The organism is Bradyrhizobium sp. 197, from assembly GCF_023073375.1.
GTDB lineage: Bacteria > Pseudomonadota > Alphaproteobacteria > Rhizobiales > Xanthobacteraceae > Bradyrhizobium.
The window spans coordinates 23,001-42,195 of sequence record NZ_JADPJJ010000044.1 but is presented as its reverse complement, the minus strand read 5'-3'; the positions used below and the strand labels follow the sequence as shown (position 1 = coordinate 42,195).

At 64.5% G+C, this 19,195-nt stretch carries 17 protein-coding genes; 9 read left to right on the top strand and 8 right to left on the bottom strand.

Annotated features, from left to right (window positions below; translation table 11 throughout):
- Positions 1-15: 15 nt before the first annotated feature.
- Positions 16-1,098 (bottom strand): COX15/CtaA family protein, encoded by a 1,083-nt coding sequence (locus IVB27_RS09850; protein WP_247443237.1) that lies wholly within the window; start codon positions 1,096-1,098, stop codon positions 16-18.
- Positions 1,099-1,192: 94 nt separating this feature from the next.
- Between IVB27_RS09850 and IVB27_RS09845 the strand changes: the two genes are divergently transcribed.
- Positions 1,193-1,414, top strand: a complete 222-nt coding sequence (locus IVB27_RS09845) for a DUF2842 domain-containing protein (RefSeq protein WP_247443234.1) — start codon at positions 1,193-1,195, stop codon at positions 1,412-1,414.
- 5 nt (positions 1,415-1,419) lie between these two features.
- On the opposite strand, the gene IVB27_RS09840 is transcribed toward IVB27_RS09845, so the two are convergent.
- Entirely contained in the window at positions 1,420-2,463 is a 1,044-nt protein-coding gene (locus IVB27_RS09840; protein ID WP_247443233.1) for a polysaccharide deacetylase family protein, read from the bottom strand.
- A gap of 128 nt (positions 2,464-2,591) precedes the next feature.
- Between IVB27_RS09840 and IVB27_RS09835 the strand changes: the two genes are divergently transcribed.
- Entirely contained in the window at positions 2,592-3,773 is a 1,182-nt protein-coding gene (locus tag IVB27_RS09835) for a GNAT family N-acetyltransferase (protein ID WP_247443226.1), read from the top strand.
- Positions 3,774-3,784: 11 nt separating this feature from the next.
- Here the strand turns inward: IVB27_RS09835 and IVB27_RS09830 are convergent, their stop codons facing one another.
- The gene (locus IVB27_RS09830) at positions 3,785-6,055 is read right to left on the bottom strand and encodes a GumC family protein (protein WP_247443224.1); all 2,271 of its coding nucleotides are present in this window, start codon (positions 6,053-6,055) and stop codon (positions 3,785-3,787) included.
- Between the two features lie 205 nt (positions 6,056-6,260).
- On the opposite strand from IVB27_RS09830, the gene IVB27_RS09825 reads away from it, so the two are divergent.
- The 3 genes from IVB27_RS09825 (at position 6,261) to IVB27_RS09815 (ending at position 10,491) form a co-directional block, all read left to right on the top strand.
- Positions 6,261-7,394, top strand: coding sequence for a glycosyltransferase family 4 protein (locus tag IVB27_RS09825; RefSeq protein WP_247443223.1), 1,134 nt, complete (start codon positions 6,261-6,263; stop codon positions 7,392-7,394).
- Positions 7,395-7,514: 120 nt separating this feature from the next.
- Positions 7,515-9,065, top strand: a complete 1,551-nt coding sequence (locus IVB27_RS09820) for an undecaprenyl-phosphate glucose phosphotransferase (protein ID WP_247443222.1) — start codon at positions 7,515-7,517, stop codon at positions 9,063-9,065.
- A 169-nt stretch (positions 9,066-9,234) separates the two neighbouring features.
- Complete coding sequence (locus IVB27_RS09815) at positions 9,235-10,491, top strand: O-antigen ligase family protein (protein WP_247443221.1); 1,257 nt, start codon at positions 9,235-9,237, stop codon at positions 10,489-10,491.
- On the opposite strand, the gene IVB27_RS09810 is transcribed toward IVB27_RS09815, so the two are convergent.
- Positions 10,460-10,936 (bottom strand): MarR family transcriptional regulator, encoded by a 477-nt coding sequence (locus IVB27_RS09810; RefSeq protein ID WP_247349489.1) that lies wholly within the window; start codon positions 10,934-10,936, stop codon positions 10,460-10,462. The two genes, IVB27_RS09815 and IVB27_RS09810, sit on opposite strands and share 32 nt — an antisense overlap.
- Positions 10,937-11,082: 146 nt before the next feature.
- On the opposite strand from IVB27_RS09810, the gene IVB27_RS09805 reads away from it, so the two are divergent.
- Positions 11,083-12,279, top strand: a complete 1,197-nt coding sequence (locus tag IVB27_RS09805; protein ID WP_247443220.1) for an FAD-dependent monooxygenase — start codon at positions 11,083-11,085, stop codon at positions 12,277-12,279.
- A gap of 137 nt (positions 12,280-12,416) precedes the next feature.
- On the opposite strand, the gene IVB27_RS09800 is transcribed toward IVB27_RS09805, so the two are convergent.
- The 3 genes from IVB27_RS09800 to IVB27_RS09790 are packed head-to-tail and all read right to left on the bottom strand — an operon-like array spanning position 12,417 to position 15,212.
- On the bottom strand, positions 12,417-13,595 hold the full coding sequence (locus IVB27_RS09800; protein ID WP_247443219.1) for a saccharopine dehydrogenase family protein: 1,179 nt from the start codon (positions 13,593-13,595) through the stop codon (positions 12,417-12,419).
- A gap of 9 nt (positions 13,596-13,604) precedes the next feature.
- On the bottom strand, positions 13,605-14,387 hold the full coding sequence (locus tag IVB27_RS09795) for a DUF169 domain-containing protein (protein ID WP_247443217.1): 783 nt from the start codon (positions 14,385-14,387) through the stop codon (positions 13,605-13,607).
- 57 nt (positions 14,388-14,444) lie between these two features.
- Entirely contained in the window at positions 14,445-15,212 is a 768-nt protein-coding gene (locus tag IVB27_RS09790; protein WP_247443299.1) for a YdcF family protein, read from the bottom strand.
- A 164-nt stretch (positions 15,213-15,376) separates the two neighbouring features.
- On the opposite strand from IVB27_RS09790, the gene IVB27_RS09785 reads away from it, so the two are divergent.
- The 3 genes from IVB27_RS09785 (at position 15,377) to IVB27_RS09775 (ending at position 17,279) form a co-directional block, all read left to right on the top strand.
- Positions 15,377-16,318 (top strand): acetamidase/formamidase family protein, encoded by a 942-nt coding sequence (locus IVB27_RS09785; protein WP_247443210.1) that lies wholly within the window; start codon positions 15,377-15,379, stop codon positions 16,316-16,318.
- A gap of 199 nt (positions 16,319-16,517) precedes the next feature.
- Positions 16,518-16,715 (top strand): hypothetical protein, encoded by a 198-nt coding sequence (locus IVB27_RS09780; protein ID WP_007603456.1) that lies wholly within the window; start codon positions 16,518-16,520, stop codon positions 16,713-16,715.
- 72 nt (positions 16,716-16,787) lie between these two features.
- Positions 16,788-17,279, top strand: coding sequence for a GcrA family cell cycle regulator (locus IVB27_RS09775; RefSeq protein WP_247443209.1), 492 nt, complete (start codon positions 16,788-16,790; stop codon positions 17,277-17,279).
- Positions 17,280-17,543: 264 nt separating this feature from the next.
- On the opposite strand, the gene IVB27_RS09770 is transcribed toward IVB27_RS09775, so the two are convergent.
- Positions 17,544-19,073 carry a porin gene (locus IVB27_RS09770; protein WP_247349399.1) on the bottom strand — a complete coding sequence of 510 codons (1,530 nt, stop codon included), beginning with the start codon at positions 19,071-19,073 and terminating at the stop codon, positions 17,544-17,546.
- Positions 19,074-19,195 lie beyond the last annotated feature (122 nt).

Genomic DNA, 19,195 nt, shown 5'->3' with positions numbered 1-19,195 from the left:
CCGGGCTGGTAGTGATCAGCCGGGCTGACTGACAGGAATCGCCCGCGGCTGCGCTTCGGTTGAGCCACGCGCAGCTAGCCGCTCTGTCTGCATCACCGCAAGCGTCAGCACCACGAGCGCAACCGCCTGATGCGCCAGCGCGAGATCAATCGGCACCTGGTTGAGCAGCGTGAGAATGCCGAGCACTGCCTGCAGGCTTACCGCGCCAAACAGCAAAAGCGCGCCGCTTGCCGCAGAACCTGCGCGTGAACGCACCGCATCGAACGCGTGCAATGCCGCGAGCGCGAACAACGCATAGGCCGTCATGCGGTGCTCGAACTGCACCGTCAGCACATTGTCGAACATGTTGCGCCACCATGGCGTCTCGAACCACAGCCGCTCAGCCGAGGGAATGAACGCGCCGTCGATCTGCGGCCAGGTGTTGTAGGCGCGCCCGGCGCGCAGGCCGGCAACCAGCGCGCCGAAATAGATCTGAATAAAGGTCACGACGAGGAGCAAGGCGCTCGTGAAGCGCAGCCGCGATGGTGCTGCGATCTGCGGCCGCTCGGCGAGCCGCCGCACCGTCCAGACGATGCCGGCGAAGATCAGCAGCGCGAGCACCAGATGCGTCGCCAGCCGATATTGCGAAACTTCGACCCGTTCGGACAGTCCCGAGGCCACCATCCACCAGCCAACCGCGCCTTGGAGCCCGCCAAGCCCAAACAGCAGCCACAGCCGCCGCTTCAACTCACCCGACAGGCCGCCGCGCCACAGGAAGAACAGGAACGGCAGCAGATAGGCGACCCCAATGAAGCGGCCGAGCAGCCGGTGGGTCCATTCCCACCAGAAGATCTCCTTGAACTCGGACAGGCTCATGCCCGCGTTGAGCTCGCGATATTGCGGGATCTTCTGGTAGGCCTCGAAGGCCGCCGTCCACTGCCCTTCGGAGAGCGGCGGCACGCTGCCCGTGACCGGCTTCCATTCGACGATCGAGAGGCCGGATTCCGTCAGCCGGGTCGCGCCGCCGACCAGCACCATCAGCGCGATCAGCGCCGCCACGGAGATCAGCCACCAGCGCACGGCGCGATGCGGCTCGGACGGGGCGGAAATCGTCGTCATTCGAGGCAAAAACCAGAGCTTGAACCGGACTGCGTGCCCCTTATAGTCCCCCGCTCCCGCAGCGCAAGTTACGCGAAAGCCGCAATATTCCGTCATGACGATCCGTACCCGCAAGTTCCTCGGCACCATCCTCCTCCTGGTGCTCGCCACCGTCTGGGCCCTGCTCGGTATGGCGCTGGCGCAGATGCCATGGATCGCCGAGTCCGGCTGGCGGCAGGCGATCTATTACGTGGTGGTCGGCATGGGCTGGGTGCTGCCGGCGATGCCGATCGTGAGCTGGATGCAGCGGCCCGACCGGGCCAAGTCCAGGTCGTAGCGCCTCTAGTTCGTAGCGGTGCCGGTCGGCTTCACCGGCGCAAAGCCCGTGCCCGACACCAGCACGCGTAGCATGCGCAGCGAGCGCACCCGGCCATCCCAGGAAATGCGCGGCAGCGCGCGCAGATTGGTGCGTCCCTCCGCATCCACGATGCCCGGGATCGTCGACACCGCGCTGGCGAAGCCCGCCTCCTCCGCCATGACGACATGGCTGCGCCGGAATGAGGCGCGATCGCCGAACGGAAAGGCGAGATGCCGGATGTCGCGATGGAAGGCCGCTTCCGCCACCGCCTTGCCCATCGTCATTTCCCGCAGCGCGGCTGCATCCTTCATGTTGGCGAGCACGGGATAGTTCACAGTCGCGCTGCCGATCGTCACCAGCGGATCGGCCGCAAGCTTCGCCAGATCCTCCCAATTCATCGACGCATCGCGTGAGAGCGCGGCGAGGTCGACCCGGTAGCGCGTGCAGAGATCGGCGATCGCAGCCGACACATCCGCCGGCGGCAGCGAGCGCAGCCAACACTCGACGAACGAAAACAGCGCCTGCTTCTCGGCTTTGCCTGTGACGGTGAAGCGCTGCTCCTTTTCGCCCATCAACAGGCTGACACGGCTCTCGCGCGCGATCACCTGCTCGAGTCCGAGCCACCAGGCTTCTCCGACGCCGTCGGGAAACGCCGTGGGCACATAAATCGTGAAGGGCACGCCGTGGCGCGCCAGCACCGGATAGGCAAAGTCGATCAGATCCTTGCCGGCGCCGTCGAAGGTGAGCGCCACGAAGCGCCGCTTTTCCGGCAGCGTCACCGCGCGCCGGCAGACCTCGTCCATGCCGAGAAAATCATAATTCCACCGCTTCAACGCGCGAATGGCGCGATCGAGAAAGTGCGGCGTGATCTCGTTCTCGCGCAGCGGCTGAAACCCGCCGCGCCGCCGCGGCCGCACATGCGCAAGGCGCAGGATGGCGCCGGCACCACGACTACGCAGCGCCGCCTGGCCGGTGAACCAGGTCAGCTCGAGGCGCAGCCGTTCCAGCCATCTGTCGTCGGATGCCATATCCCACCTTCACGCCCGTCGGCGCCCGTTCCCCCTCCCCATAGTCATTACCCTTTGTTGACATTTCTTTGCAAAGGTCGGCCACAGGCCGAATTACGCACATTTTGATTTCTCGACAGGTTTCGCGAATGACCATGGCTGCGGCGATGCAAAGCCGGACGGCAGAATCGCCAGCGCGGTCGAAAGCGAGCCGCATCGCGCATGTCGATATCGTCACCGATCTCGGCACGGCCGAGGCGGTCTGGCGCGCCTTCGAGGAGCCCGGTCACCTCTTCACGCCCTATCAGCGATTTGACCTGCTGAGTCCCTGGCAGGGCCTGGTCGGCGAACACGAACGCGCCCGCCCCTTCATCGTCATTGCCCGCGACGCCGAGCATCGGCCGCTCCTGCTGCTGCCGCTCTCGCTGCGCCAAAACCACGGCGTGCGCACGGCCTGCTTCATGGGCGGCAAGCATACCTCCTTCAACATGGGCTTGTGGAACGCCGAGTTTGCAGCGCAGGTCGCCATCGCCGATCTCGACGTGCTGCTTGCGTCCTTGCGCGAGCATGTCGACGTGCTCGCACTGACGCAGCAGCCGCTGCACTGGCACGACCAGCAGAATCCGTTTGTGCTCCTGCCGCGCCAGAGCGCGATCAACGGTTGCCCGCTGCTCACGATGGAGCCGGGCGGTCCGCCGGCGTCGCGGATCAGCAATTCGCTCCGCCGTCGTCTCAAGAGCAAGGAGAAGAAGCTCCAGGCTCTCGCCGGCTATCGCTATCACCTGGCGACCACGGATACGGACGTCACCCGCCTGCTCGACTGGTTCTTCCGCGTCAAGCCGGCGCGGATGGCCGAACAGAAGCTTCCCAACGTCTTCGCCGAGCCCGGCGTCGAGCAATTCGTCCGCAGCGCCTGCCTTGCGCTGCGCGGTGAAGGCCGCGTCATCGACATCCACGCGCTCGAATGCGACGACGAGGTGATCGCGATCTTCGCCGGCGTCGCCGATGGCCAGCGCTACTCGATGATGTTCAACACCTACACGATGTCCGAGCACGCCCGTTACAGCCCCGGGCTGATCCTGATGCGCTACATCATCGACCGCTATGCCGAGCGCGGCTACCGTTCGCTCGACCTTGGCATCGGCTCGGACGAGTACAAGCGGATGTTCTGCAAGGACGACCAGAACATTTTCGACAGTTTTGTTCCGCTGACGTCACGCGGAAAACTCGCGGCGATGGCAATGTCCTCGCTGAGCCACGGCAAGCGGCTGGTGAAACAAAACCAGATGCTGTTCGACCTCGCGCAGCGGCTGCGACGCGCGTTCGGGTAATCTGTCTTTGCCTACGCCGCCACGACGCGCGGCGCATCCACCGGATTCGACGGCTGCACCGGCTTGCTCAGCATCGTGACTTCGCTGAAGCCGACGGCGCTGAGCTGCTCGCACATCAGCGCGCGCGCATCCGGCGCCATCGACGCGTCGGGCACCACGACGGCGCGGGCATTCGCCGTCAGCAGTTCGGCCGGCAGGTCGGAGGCGCTGCCGGCATCGAGCAGCACGTGGTCGTAGGCGCGCAGCAGCGCGTCGACCGCCAGGGTCACCCGCGGCGACTGCAACAGACTGCGATCGAAGCCGGGACGGCCGGGCAAGACCAGATGCAGCCGCGAGAGCTTGTCCCGGGTGATGATTTGCGCGAACGACGCCTCGCCCTGCATCAGCTCGGCAAGGCCGGGTGCGGAGGCGTCGACGGATACGGCGGCCATGGTCGGCGAGGACGCGGCAAGATCGACCACGACAACCCGCGCATCGCGCGCGAGATACCGGGCCAGTGTCAGCGTCGACAGCGTGACGGCTTCGCCGGCTGCGGTGCCGAGCACCGTGACTTTCTTCGCCCCAGCCCCGGCGGCGCGCAGGCTAACGGCCAGGCGTTCGATCTCCGCGAATCCGCTGACATCAGCATCCGCCGTCATCTCCGGCTGAAGCGGCGCGGGCTCTGCCATGACCGGATCGACGAACGGCTCGATGACCATCGGTTGAACAACTTGTTCCTGGCGAGCCGACGCCCGCGTTTGCGCTGGCGTGAATACAGCGACTGCACGGGGCGCGGTCTGGCGCAACAACTCTCCGGTGACGACGACGCCGGACGAGAGCAACAGTGTCGCGATCGTCGCGATCAGCACGATCGGCAGCTTCTTCGGATAGGCCGGCATGTTCGAGACGATGGCGCGTGAGATGATGCGGCCATCCGTCGGCGCGGTATCGATGGTCTCGCGGGTGTTCGCTTCACGGTACTTCGCGAGATAGGTCTCGAGCAGGTCACGCTGCGCTTTTGCCTCACGCTCGAGGGCGCGGAGCTGCACGTCCTGGCCGTTGGTTGACGTCGCCTGCTTCTTGAGCTGCTCGAGGCTTGCGGACAATTCCTGAACGCGCCCGGTGGCGGCACGCGCATCGTTTTCGAGCGTGCGGGCGAGCTTGGCGGCCTCGTCGCGGATCTGGGTGTCGAGGTCGGCGAGCTGCGCCTTCAATTCCTTGATGCGCGGGTGGTTGCCAAGCAACGTCGACGATTGCTCGGCCAGCTGCGCCCGCAACGCCACGCGCTGCTGGGAGGGCGTGCGCATCGATTCCGAGTTCAGCACTTCCGACGACTCGATCGGTTTGCCGCTCTGGATCATCTCGCGGATCAGGCGCGCCTTGGACTCGGCATCGGCCTTGAGCGCGCGCGCATTGTTGAGCTGGGTGTTGACCTCGCCCATCTGCTGGTTCGACAGCGTCGTGTTGTTGGTGCCGATGAACAGGCTCGACTTGGAGCGGAAATCCTCGGCCTTCGCTTCGGCCTCGGAGACATTCCGTCGCAGCTCGTCGATCCTGCCGCCATACCACTGGCTCGCGTTCCGGGCCTGGTCCTGGCGCGCATCCTGTTGGAGCACGAGATAGCCGTCGGCGATTGAATTGGCGACGCGCGCGGCGAGATCGGGATCGGCGGACTGGAATTCGATCACGATCACGCGCGACTTGTCGACGGCGTAGGCCTGGAGGCGCTCGTAATAGGCGTCGAGCACGCGCTCTTCCGGCGTCATCGAGAACGGATCGCGGCCGATGCCAACCAGCGCCGCAAGCGACCTCAGCGGCGAAATGCCTTGCAGCACCGGATCGAACTCGGGCCGCTCCGCAAGCTTGTTCTTCTTGATGATCTCGCGCGCGAGGTCGCGCGACAGCACGAGCTGCACCTGGCTGGTGACGGCCTCTGCGTCGAGCGCCTGCCGCTCCTCGGCGCGATCGCTGTTGGGGCGCAGAAACACGTTCTCGCGGCCGTCGATCAGGATGCGGGACTCAGACTTGTAGCGCGGCGTGACGAGATTGACGATCGCGACGGACGCGACGAGCGCCAGCACCGTCGGCACGATGATCCAGCCGCGCTTGCGCGCCAATGCCGCGCCGAGCGCGTGAAGGTCGATGTCGCCGGATTCGACTGGCTGCTGCGTCGGAGCAACGGGCGCAGGCTTTGCTTCGATCCTGGGCGCGAGTTCGGCCCGCTTGGTTTCGGCTTTGGCCTTCGAGACGGCCCGCTCGACCACCGCCCTGTCCTTGCCGCCACGCCAGAACGCTAAACGCATCGAACACTCCCGCAAGCGCAACGCCACGAACTTACCTGAACCGGGGCGATTACACTCCATTAAGGTTGCCGCTGGGTTAATCGCGGCATCCGACAGCCCGCGCGGGCGCGCTCGTCACCGTTTGTTAACCACGAGGGCTCTTAATCCGTCTCGATTATTTCGTGAGTTTTGTTCGAGCATTCGCCGTCGAGCGCTGGTTTTGATCATGCCCCCCTCTCAAGACCAGCCGCTTCGCATCCTGCACGCCGTGCGCGCTCCGGTCGGCGGCATCTTCCGCCACATCCTCGACGTCGCCAACGGCCAGGTCGACCGCGGCCATCATGTCGGCATCCTCGCCGACAACCTCACCGGCGGCGAGCGCGCCGACAAGGCCCTTGCCGAGCTCGCACCGCGACTGAAGCTCGGCGTGCACCGGATGGCGATCCGCCGCGAACCGTCGCCGGACGATGTCCTGGTCTGGCTTCGCTTGCGGCGCCTGATCGCTACGCTCAAGCCCGACGTCATGCATGGCCACGGCGCCAAGGCCGGTGCTTTCATCCGCATGCGGCGGCGCTCCGACGACACCATCCGCATCTACACCCCGCATGGCGGCTCGCTGCATTATCCCCTCAACACGCTCAAGGGCGAGTTTTATGCGCGGCTCGAGCGCACGCTGATGGGCGCGACCGACCTTTTTCTGTTCGAAAGCGCGTTTGCCCGCGACACCTATCAGCGCATCGTCGGCACGCCGAAGGGCGTGGTGCATTGCGTCTTCAACGGTGTGACGCCGGAAGAATTCGAGCCTGTTATCATCGCCGGCGACGCCACCGACCTCGCTTATGTCGGTGAGTTCAGGCACATCAAGGGCGCCGATCTGCTGGTCGATGCGGTGGCGCGCCTGCACGAGGGCGGCAAGAGGGTCACCCTGACGCTCGGCGGCGATGGCGAGGAGACCGCGGCATTGAAAGCGCAGGTCGAGAGGCTTGGCCTGACCAGTGCCATCCGCTTCATCGGCCATGTCAAGGCGCGCTACGGCTTTTCCAAGGGGCGGCTGCTGGTCGTTCCTTCGCGTGGCGATTCCATGCCCTATGTCGTAATCGAGGCCGGTGCTGCCGGCATTCCGATGATCGCGTCCAAAATCGGAGGCATCCCCGAGATTTTTGGGGCGGAGAGCCCGGCGCTGTTCGCGCCGAGCGACGCGGAGGCCATGGCGGAGGCGATTGCGGCCGCGCTCGACAATCCGCAAGCGACCGTGCAGCGCGCATCGTCCTTGCGCGAGCGCATCTCCGCGCATTTCTCTCAGCAGGCGATGGTTGATGGCGTGCTCGCGGGATATCGCGACGCATTTACCAAACACTAACCATCCTTAAGGCCCGCTTTAGAGAATCTTCCGATTTGTTCGATACTCGATGTGCCAGGGGATGCTCGCCCGGGGCGCAAGGACGTGTCCCGCGGGTTTTTGGAATGGACGTGGACGCCCGTGGAACCGCTCAACGCACGCTCGATGCTCGATGCCGCGACCAGCGTCGCGGCGAAGCCGGCTGACCAGCCCTTTGTGGAGCGCCGCCGACGGCTCTCGCCCGCCGCGCTCGACATCGTCAACCAGAAGGTCGCCCGCGCCTATTCGCCGATCGTGATCACCGGCTTCGTCCGCCTGGCCGATTTCGCGCTGCTGAGCCTCGTCGGCATTGCTCTCTATCTCGGCTATGTCATGCCGCTCGCCGGCTCCTTCAGCTGGGTTTATCCCGCGCAGATCATCGCCGTCGCGGTCTCCGCCGTGGTCTGCTTCCAGGCCGCCGACATCTATCAAGTGCAGCTGTTCCGCGGTCAGCTCCGGCAGATGACGCGGATGATCTCCTCCTGGTCGTTCGTCTTCCTGCTGTTCATCGGCATCTCCTTCTTCGCCAAATTCGGCAGCGAAATATCGCGGCTGTGGCTTGCCGCCTTCTACTTCCTCGGGCTCGCCGCGCTCGTCTGCCAGCGCCTGGTGCTGCGCTCGCTGGTGCGCGCCTGGGCGCGCGAGGGCCGGCTCGACCGCCGCACCATCATTGTCGGCTCCGACCGCAACGGCGAACAATTGGTCGAGGCGCTGAAAGTGCAGGAGGATTCCGACATCCACGTGCTCGGCGTGTTCGACGACCGCAACGACAGCCGCGCGCTCGACACTTGTGCCGGCGCGCGCAAGCTCGGCAAGGTGGACGACATCATCGAGTTCGCCCGCCGCACCCGCGTCGATCTCGTGCTGTTCGCGCTGCCGATCTCCGCCGAGACGCGCATCCTGGAGATGCTGAAGAAGCTTTGGGTGCTGCCGGTGGACATCCGCCTCTCCGCGCACACCAACAAGCTGCGCTTCCGTCCCCGCTCCTACTCCTATATCGGCGAGGTGCCGACACTGGACGTGTTCGAGGCGCCGATCACCGACTGGGACCTGGTGATGAAATGGTTGTTCGACCGCATCGTCGGCACCCTCGCGCTGCTCGCGGCCCTGCCGGTCATGGGATTGGTGGCGCTGGCGGTGAAGTTCGACAGCCCCGGCCCGGTGCTGTTCCGGCAAAAGCGCTTCGGTTTCAACAACGAGCGCATCGACGTCTACAAGTTCCGCTCGATGTACCATCATCAGGCGGATCCGACGGCCTCGAAGGTCGTGACCAAGAACGATTCGCGCGTCACCCGTGTCGGCCGCTTCATCCGCAAGACCAGCCTCGACGAGCTGCCGCAGCTCTTCAACGTGGTCGTCTCCGGCAATCTCTCTCTGGTCGGCCCGCGTCCGCATGCGGTGCAAGGCAAGCTCCAGAGCCGCCTGTTCGACGAAGCCGTCGACGGATATTTCGCCCGCCACCGGGTCAAGCCCGGCATCACCGGCTGGGCTCAGATCAACGGCTGGCGCGGCGAGATCGACAACGAAGAGAAGATCCAGAAGCGCGTCGAGTTCGACCTCTATTACATCGAGAGCTGGTCGGTGCTGTTCGATCTCGTCATTCTGCTGAAGACGCCGATGTCGCTGCTGACCAAGAACGAGAACGCGTATTGAGCTGAGTTTCTCCGTCATGCTCCGCCTTGTCCGCAATTGCGTACTGGGGCGGGGCATCCAGTACGCCGCGGCGCCGCCATAGAGCCTCGCTGTCTCGGAGTACTGGATCGCCCGGTCAAGCCGGACGATGAGAGCGTGTTTTGTGGCGTACCGGTAGCGTGAGCGTGTGATGGCGTATGCGGCGACAGCGGGGGAGATGAATGCAGCGGTTCGCGCTGCGCCCGGCGTGCTGGCCCTTCAGCGTGCGCTGGTGTGGCTGGTCGGCGCCTCCGGCGCGATCGTCTTCATCGAGCCGAGCCCCTACGAGATCGTGACGCTGCTGGCCACTGTCACCTTCTTCGCCACCGGCCTGCGTCTGCGGCTCGCCCTGATGCCGCTGGTGCTGATGCTGGTCCTGCTCAATGTCGGCTACACGATCAGCGCGATCCCGCTGTTCGAACAGTCCGAGGTGGTGAGCTGGATTGCGACCTCCTGGTACATGGCGGTGACGGTCCTGTTCTTCGCCATGGTCACATCGGAGGACACCACGGCCCGGCTCGACATGCTCCGCCGCGGACTCGTGATCGGCGCGATGGTTGCCTCCCTGTCGGCGGTCGCCGGCTACTTCCACCTGGTCCCCGGCGGAGACGACCTCCTCACACTTTATGGACGCGCCCGCGGCACGTTCAAGGACCCGAACGTGCTCGGCGCCTTCCTGATCCTGCCGGCGCTGTTTTCGCTCCAGAGCGTGGTTTCCGACAAGCTCGGCAAGGCGTTCCGCAACGTCATCGCCTTCGGCATCATGTCGCTGGCGATCCTGCTCGCTTTCTCCCGCGCCGCCTGGGGCGGGCTGGTGCTGACATCCGCCTTCATGCTGGCGCTGATGGTGCTGACCAGCCGCACCAACGCGCAGCGCTCGCGCATCATTGTCATGGCCATCCTGGCCGCGGTGCTGGGCCTGGCGCTGATCGCGGTGTTGATGTCGTTCGATTCCATCGCCGAAATGTTCAAGCAGCGCGCGAGCTTCGACCAGAGCTATGACGAAGGCCGGTTCGGCCGGTTTGGCCGGCACATCCTCGGTGCGGAGATGGCGCTCGACCTGCCGTTCGGCATCGGCCCCCTGCAATTCCACCGCTTCTTCCCCGAGGACACCCACAACTCCTACCTCAACGCCTTCATGTCCGGCGGCTGGCTGTCCGGCATCTGCTATCCCGCGCTGGTCTTCACGACCGTCATCATGGGCTTTCGACACATCTTCGTTCGCGTGCCATGGCAGCGCGCCTATCTCGCCGTCTTCTCCGCCTTCGTCGGCACAGTCGGCGAAAGTTTCGTGATCGACACCGACCACTGGCGGCACTTCTGGATGATGCTGGGCGCGATGTGGGGCATGATCGCGGCCGCACAGATCTACAAGACTAGGGCTGGCGACGAAGCTTCCTCAGCTTGAGATCGGGACGCTTCTCCGGCGGCGTGTCGAGCAGGCCCTTCAGCGCCGCGGTCGCCGCGAGCACCCCCTTGTAGCCCTCATTGGCGAAGCGCAGCAGCAAGCGCAATTCCGCGTCGGAATAGCCGCCAAAAACCTTCTCCATCGCCTGCTGCATCGGCACGTAGAACTGGCCGAGCCTTTCTATCGCCTCTGACACGACAGCAATGAAGACCTTGCGGCGATCGGCATCGTCGCGTTCCCGGCGCACCAGCCCCGCCTTTTCAAGACGGTCGACCACGCCGGTGATGGCGCCCGTCGTCAGGCCGGTGACTTCGGCGAGCCGGCCGGCGGTGACGCGGCCTTCGAGATACAGGATGTCCATGCATTCGAGGTCGGAATTGGCAATTCCGGCAACGTTCGCAACGGTCTGACCATAGAGCACGCCCTGCGCGGACGACCTGCGCATCGCCTCCTCGAGTTCCTGCAGCAGCGCAGCGCGCGCCTTCGTCCTTGACAAGGCCGACCTCATATCTTAGTCGATATATATCTTAGTCACTAAGAGATTTAGCGACCTTAATTCTCCTAGCACCACGGAAACGTCGGGAGCAAGCCATGTCCAACCGTCCCCGCAAGGCCCTGATCATCGGCGCCGGCATCGCCGGCCCCGTCGCCGCGGTCCTGTTGCGCCGCGCCGGCATCGAGTCCGCGATCTACGAGGCCTGGCCCTATTCGAAAGGCATCGGCGGCGGCCTTCAGATCGCACCGAACGGCATGCAAGTCATGGACGAGATCGGCCTTTCGAACGAGCTGATCAGCCGCGGCTCGATCGCGGAGTCGTTCGACTTCTGTTCGCAGGGCGGAGAGAGGCTCGGCTCGATCAATCGCGACATGGCGCGGCGCTTCGGCCAGCCGGCGGTCAACGTCTGCCGCGCCACGCTGAACGAGATGCTGATCGACAAGGCCTGGTGCGCCTGTGTGTCGCTGTATTTCGAGAAGCGCCTGATCAAGATCGAGGACCGCGGCGACCAGCCGATCATCGCCTATTTCGCCGACGGCACCACCGCCGAAGGCGACTTCCTGATCGGCGCTGATGGCGTGCACTCGGTTGCGCGGCGCCACGTCGTGCCGGACGGACCGCAGCCGTTCGACACCGGACTGATCGGCTTCGGCGGCTTCGTTCCGTACGCCGTCCTCCACGGCCGGCCGATCGGCCGGAATGTCGAGACCACGTTCGGGCAGAGTGGCTTCTTCGGCTACGGCTATTGCAGTCCCGATCCGAACGACGGCGTGATGTGGTGGAGCACGCAGCCCGCACACGGCATGGACGCGGCGATGTTCCGCGCGCTCGACCCCGCGACACTGAAGCAGCACCTGCGCGGCTTCCATCGCGGCTGGCATGATCCGATCCCCGCCATCATCGACGCGGCCGAGAACATCGTGGTCACCGACACGCTCGACGTCGCGACCCTGCCGACCTGGTCGCGAAAGCGCTCGCTGCTGATCGGCGACGCCGCGCATGCGACCAGCCCGCATGCCGGCCAGGGCGCCTCGCTCGCGCTGGAGGATGCGATGCGCCTCGCCCGGCTGATGCAGCAAGGCCAGGAGCTCGGCGCCACCTTCCAGGCCTTCGAGGCCGAGCGACGCCCGCGCGCGGAAAAGATCGTCGCGCTGGCGCGCCGGAACGGCAACAGCAAGCGCGAATTCAGCGCCACCGGCGCTTGGATCCGCAATCAGATGATGAAGTGGCTGCTGCCGCTGGGTTCGAAGAGCATGGAGTTCATGTACGCGTACGACGCGCGGGCGGTGTAGTTGCGAACGCTGTCATGCCCGCGAAGGCGGGCATCCAGTACGCCGCGACCTCTCGATTCGATCAGTGCCATCTCTGGGATACCGGATCGTCCGGTCAAGCCGGACGATGACACCGCGATTGCGGCAAGTGACCGCCTCTATCTCTCCACGGCGAATGTCAGCCCGGCGTGCTCGACCAGCCGCTTGATCAGCTTGTGCTGCATCGCTGCGCCCGGCGTCCAGAAGCCCGCGGCGACGTCTGTCGCGTCACGCAGCATGCAGATGGCGCATTCGGAGATCATCTTCGAGGTCGAGCCGTAGCCGGGATCGCGGTCGCCGGTGACGCCGGCGCGAACCATGCGGCCATCGGGTGCGATCGCGATATAGAGCAGGTCGAAGAGACCGTTTTCGCGCTCTTCCTTCGACGGCCCCTCGCCCGGCTTCGGTGCGTCGGGGCCGGTCTTGCCCGCATTGGCCGCCATCACGAGCTTGGCGTTGGCCTCGCCGTTCTCGCCGGGGCCGGTCAGGACCATCTCGTCGTAGACGAAGTCCTGGCCGTAGGGGAAGCCCATCAGCATGTTGGAGCGATGGACGTTGCGCGTGTTGATCAGCGCCATCGTGAACGGCGCGGCCCAGGATTGCAGGTCCTCCTCGAGCAGCGACCTGTTGCCCTTCGGCTGCTTCGGGCCGGTGAAACCCGGTGTCAGCGCGAACGGATCGTTCAGGATCGTGATGAGGCTGATGTCTTTGGCAACCGCATCGAAGGTCGCCTTCGCGCTCGCCGCGGTGCCGCCCGAGAGCGTGCCGCGCATATCGCGCACGCGACCTTTCACGCGCGACGCCGGTGCGCCGAACATGCGCTTGGCCTCTTCCTGCACGAAGAACGCACCGAGCTCGAACGGCACGGAATCAAAGCCGCATGAAAACACGATGCGCGCGCCGCTCTCTTTTGCAGCCGCCTCGTACTTGTCGATCATCTGGCGCATCCAGATCGGTTCGCCGCAGAGATCGAAATAATCCGTGCCGGTGGCGACGCAGGCCGCGAGCAGTTCCTCGCCGTAGAGCTGATACGGACCCACCGTCGTGACCACCGACATCGTCCGTTCCGCCATCGCCTTCAGCGAAGCCGCGTCGGACGCATCCGCGACAATCAGCGGCGTGTTCCCGGGCGCGCCGACCGCATCGCGTACCGATTTCAGCTTGCCAAGGCTACGGCCTGCCATCGCCCATTTGAGCGTCTTGTCGCTCTTGTAATGCTGGGTCAGATATTCGGCGACGAGCTGACCGGTGAAACCGGTCGCACCGTAGACGATGATGTCGAATTTCGCAGAGCTCATGGTCGGCCTTTACTTCTTCGCGTAACTCACGCCCATGCCGGCACGGACGTCGCTTTGAATACCGTAGGGCGGGATCGGATAGCGCAGGCCGTTCTTGGCCAGCGCCTTCATGCCCACAACCGCCTTGGCGAGATGTTCCGGCTTCAATGCCATCAGCATCTCCTCGTCGGGCACGCCGCCATAGCGCCGTTCGGCATAGCATGGCAAGGACAGGCTGGGCTCACCGCTTTTGAGCGCCCGTCCCCAGGAATCCGCGCACGCGGTCTCGCCGACGACACCCCATTCGAACTTCTTGTAGCCGGTATATTGCAGACCGTTGATCAGGATGATCATCTGTCCCGGCGTGGCGTAGACGAGGCAGATGTCGGGCGGATCGAGCCGGCCGCTGGCGAGCGGGCTGACCGCGAGCGCCTGGTACTGGCCGAACGGAACGACGTCCAGCGCCTCCTGGCGTTTGCGCGCGTCCTCTGCCGTGCCGTGCCAGACCCCGACATAGTTTTCGCCGGCGAGCCATTTCTCGTCCTGCGGTGCAAGGCCGATCACGGCGCGGCATTGCGCGCCGACGAGATCGTTGCCGGTAATGCCGACGGTCCAGCCGAGCCGCGAGGCCATGCTGACGATCTGGTCTGTCGTGTGAACCGCGTTCGGCCGCCGGATTTTCGGGATCGCCTCCATCTCCGCGGTACGCGCGAACAGCTTCATGCCGATCACTGTGGTCTTCAGCCGCAGCAGGCTGTTGAGATCGGCGACAAGGCCGGCAAGATCGATGCTGTCTGCACTCTGCTGTTGCATGGCGTCCTCCCGGCCGGCGGTCGCGCGCCGGCGCTATTTATTGTTTCTTGAACGGTTCTAGTCCTTCGCCGGTCCCGGGAGCAACTCGCTAGTCCGGCCCATCAGGCGGTAGGCAACGAGCCCGATCCATTCGCGCACCGCCACTTCGGTCCTGGCAAGACCGTCGCCGCCGACATTGGTGAAAGAGAGGAGAGCGCCACGCCCGCCCATTCGCCAGTCCACGGGATAGGCTTCGACGTCAAATCCGGCCTTGCGGAAGATCCCCATCGCGCGTGGCATGTGAAAGGCCGACGTGACCAGGAGCCAGCGTTCGCCCGGCTTTGGCGATACCAATTGCCTCGTGAAGATCGCATTCTCCCAGGTGTTGCGGGAATCGCGATCGAGAATCAGGCGATCCTTCGCGATGCCGAGGCTTTCGAGGATCGGCGCGGAGTAGTCGGCCTCCCTGGAATCGGTTTCGACAAGATTCGCAGTGCCCCCGGTGAAGACGATGCGCGCATTGGGATAGCGGCGCGCGAGCCCGGCCGGCGCAAACAAGCGATCGGCCGCGTGCGAAACGACTGGCGTGCGATGCGCCGCCGACAGATCCGTGTCGATGGAGCCGCCAAGCACGATGATGCCGTCGGGCGCGCCGCGCGCCGGGTCCCATGCCGGAAACCGCGATTCCAACGGATAGAGCAGCAGATTACCGAGCGGCGAGAACGCAGCCAGTGCCAGCAGCACCAGCGTGGTCACGGCGAGCTTGCGGCCGAGCGCGGAAAAACGCGTCGGCATCAGCAGCAGCGACAGGATTCCCAGCTCGATCAGGAGATTGATCGGCAGCAGCGCGGTGCCGATGGTCTTGGAAAGAACGAAATACAGGGGAGCCTCGCTGGAATGATCGTGCCATGTGCGGGCTTGACCAGCCCGTCCATCTTCAGAAATCTTCTTGAAAGAGGATCGATCATCCGGTCAAGCCCGGGCTCGATGAAACCGGACGGACAAGCCACATGACCCATCACCACCTGCATTCCAGCCCCGAAACCTGCCATTGGGGCTTCTTCGAAGCTGCGCTCAAGCCCGTCCTCACCATCGCGAGCGGTGACGAGGTGACGGTCGACACCATCAGCGGCGGCCCTGACATGCTGCCCGACCGCAGCAAGTTTCACATCCCGCCCGAGATGTTCGAGATTCATGCCAAAAACGAGCGCATGCTCCCCGGCCATATCCTCACCGGCCCGATCGCGATCGAAGGGGCCGAGCCCGGTGACGTGCTCGCGGTCGAGATCCTCGACGTCCAGCTCCGCCAGGATTGGGGCTGGAACATGATCAAGCCGCTGTCCGGCACCCTGCCCGACGATTTCCACGAGACGCGCATCCTGAACATCCCGCTCGACCGGTCGCGGATGGTCGGCCGCATGCCGTGGGGACTCGACCTGCCGCTCAAGCCGTTCTTCGGCGTGATGGGCGTTTCGCCGCCGCCGGCCTGGGGCCGCATCTCCTCGCTCGTTCCACGCGCCATGGGCGGCAATCTCGACAACAAGGAGCTTGGCGCCGGTGCGACACTCTATCTGCCGGTATTCGTTCCCGGCGCGCTGTTCTCCTGCGGCGACGGCCATGCCGTGCAGGGCGACGGCGAGGTCTGCGTCACCGCGATCGAGACCGCACTCCAGGGCCGCTTCCGCCTGACGCTGCGCAAGGACCTCAGGCTCGATTATCCCCGCGGCGAGACGGCGACGCACTACATGACCATGGCGATGGACCCCGATCTCGACCAGTGCGTGGTGCGGGCGCTGCGCGATATGATCGTGTTGCTCGGCGAGAAGCGAAACCTGTCGCGCGAGGACGCCTATACGCTGTGCAGCCTGGCAGCCGATCTGCGGGTGACCCAGACCGTCAACGGCTGCAAGGGCATCCATTGCATGATCGAAAAGACGGTCGTGCACGGCTGATCCGGCCCGCCCTTTCTGACCCATCGACGCCACACCGCCGCCCGGTCTCTCGCGCGGCGCGCCATGCCGTGCCGAACTTCCCCAGCGATTCCAATGGGCTGACGCATCGGCCGAAGCCGGATTTGACTTCCACCTCCAAACCTAAATAGACTCTTAATCGTTACTTTTATGTACCCGCGTATGAGGCTAGCGTTTAGGCATGGCCACCGAAAAAGCCGAGACTGACCGCATTCCCGTAACCTTGGCGCTCTCGACCATCACCTATCTGGAGAAGCTGGTGAGACAGGGCACCCACGGCACCAGCGTTCCCGGCGTCGCACGTACCTTGATCGAGGAAGGCATTCGTCTCGCCATCAAGGACGGGCTTTTGTCGATTCGCGACAATGGCAGGACGTGAGCGCGCACTGGGCGTGAGGCGGACGGATCTCGAGAGGCGGATGGCCGACATCTGCAACCTGGGACCGCTACAATGCCTGTTCTCTCACCGACTTCTTCACAGACCTGGACCGACGAACGAATCGAACTTCTGAAGCAGCACTTCGAGGCCGGCCTCTCCTGCCGCGAGATCGCCGCCGACATCGGCGTCAGCCGCAACGCCGTGATCGGCAAGCTGTCCCGCCTGAATCTGACGCGCGGCCGGACCATCGACGACCGCAAGGTTCAGAACAGGGGCACCGCGCCGGCGCGCGCGCCGCGGACCGTGCCGCGGCTGCAATACGAGATGCTCGCCACGATCTATGGCGAGACCGGCGCGCCCGTAGTCACCGGCCCGATCGACGATGCCAATCGCTGCTCGCTGCTGGAGCTTGCCGAGAACCGCTGCCGCTGGCCGATCTCCACGCCTGGCGCAGACGATTTCTGCTTCTGCGGCAACTCCGCATCCGACGGCCAGTCCTATTGCGCCGGCCACAGCCGCCTCGCCTACCGGCCAAACTCCCGGGCGCGCGTGATGCGCGGCTGAGCCGTGTCCCAAAAACGAAAAACCTCCGGCAGGGCATTGCCGGAGGTTTCTGGAGGCTTAGCATCACGCCAAGAGCCGCAACTTTCGTAAATCGGCTGCAGTCCATATAGCTTAGTAACTCAGGTAAGTAAATAAGTTTGGGCCGGTCGAATCGCATGGCTCGTCTTCGTGGTCCGCACGGGCTGCCGGATTTTCCGAAAGCCCATCTCGTAAAAAGCCCCGGCGGTTTCCCGCCGGGGCTAGTTCAGATCCGAAGACCTTAGCTTACCAGTTGCGCTGGGCGCGCAGCAGCAGGCTGTAGGTGTCCTGGTCCTTCAGCTCGTATGCAGCCGCCGGCTTGGCAACGCTTGCCAGCGTCGGCGCCGTGATCGTTCCCGAGTACTTCTGGTCGAGGTGGCTGTAGACGAAGTCAGCCGAGAAGGTCAGGTTCTTGACCGGCGTCCAGCGGGTGATGACGCCGATCTGGCCAATGTTGAAGTCCGGGTTGCAGGTACCGGTCAGCGAAGCAAACGCAGCGCTTCCGCAGATCAGGCCCTTGGCCGTGCCGCTGTAGTTGACCGCAGCCCACGCACCATAGAGCGCCGAGTTCCAGTATGGGTTCCAATTGTGGGTGTAGGCACCACGGAAGCCGTAGGTCTTGGTCAGCTCGAGGCCGCCGCCGGCACCGAACACCGCATCAGACACGCCGGCAAAGCCGATGCTCTGATACGCGGAGCTCGAGCTGCCGAACATCGAGTAGCTGGTCGCTGCCAGCTCCTGGAAGTTGTAGCGGCTCGCGCCATCGGTATAGACGCCCGAAATGTTGATCTGGTCGCCCGCGCCCGTTGGAATGTTCTTGATCGACAGTGCGAGTTGGACCGCCCAGCCCCATTTGTCCTCGGGATGACCGGTGGCTTCGGTTGCGCCGTAGTAGCCGACATGGTTGTCGTGTGCGGCAACCGATGCCTGGAACAGGCCCCAGGCCTGGTCGACGCGGACCATGCCAACGATGTCGGGCGCAGTGGTGCCACCGAGATCGTTCGCGCCATAAGCTCCGCCGAGAACGCCGGCCGTGGACATGGCGGCTGTGTTCCAGACGTTGGTCTGGAAGGCCAGCGACTGGTCCTGCGCCGAGATTGACGCCGTCACGCCCTGACCGAAATCGGCAGTGTAGGTGAACTGATTGACACCGTTGGTGGTGCCGCTGCCGCCGACGAGCTGGTCGAAGTTGTTGCCGGGATAGTTGATCCAGGGCGCGTCGAACTGCGACACGGACTTACCCATGGTGAAGCCGGCGAACTGGATGAAGGCGTAGTAGACGCCGAGCGAACCGCCCGAGATCGTGCCTGAACTTGCGTTGTTCGGCGCAGACACACCGGTACTTCCGAGTTGCGAGTAAACGGTCGCACCCGGCGTCGTGCCGCTTCCCGTATAAATGTCGGTCGTCCAGGTGAACACCGCGTCAAAATAGGTACGAACCACGCCGTACTCGGTCGCGGTACGTGTATCGATGTTGAGGTCCTCGCGAGCGCGAGTCGAGTAGTAGTTCGCCAGACGGTTGTTCGCAGCGGCAACACTGCTATACGCACCGCTGTAGTTGCCACCCGCATTGAGCGCAACTTCAGCACGCAGGTAGCCGCCGAGCTTGATGCAGGTATCGCTGCCCGGGATATAGTAAAAGCCCGCGCCGTACAGCGTGCAGATCTTCACGTACTCGACCGCCTTGGCCTTGACCGGAAGATCAGCCGCCTGAGCTCCACCGACGGCGATCAGACCCGCCGCAGTGCCGAGCAAAAGGCTCTTCACCATTTTCATTTAAAACCTCCAAGTTGCTCATTTTACGGAGACTGGACCGTGAGGCCCCCCAGATCCCCGTCTCTAAATCCGCTCGGCCGCTTCGCGCTTTCGGACACACCCGCTTTCGACGCGAGGGACGT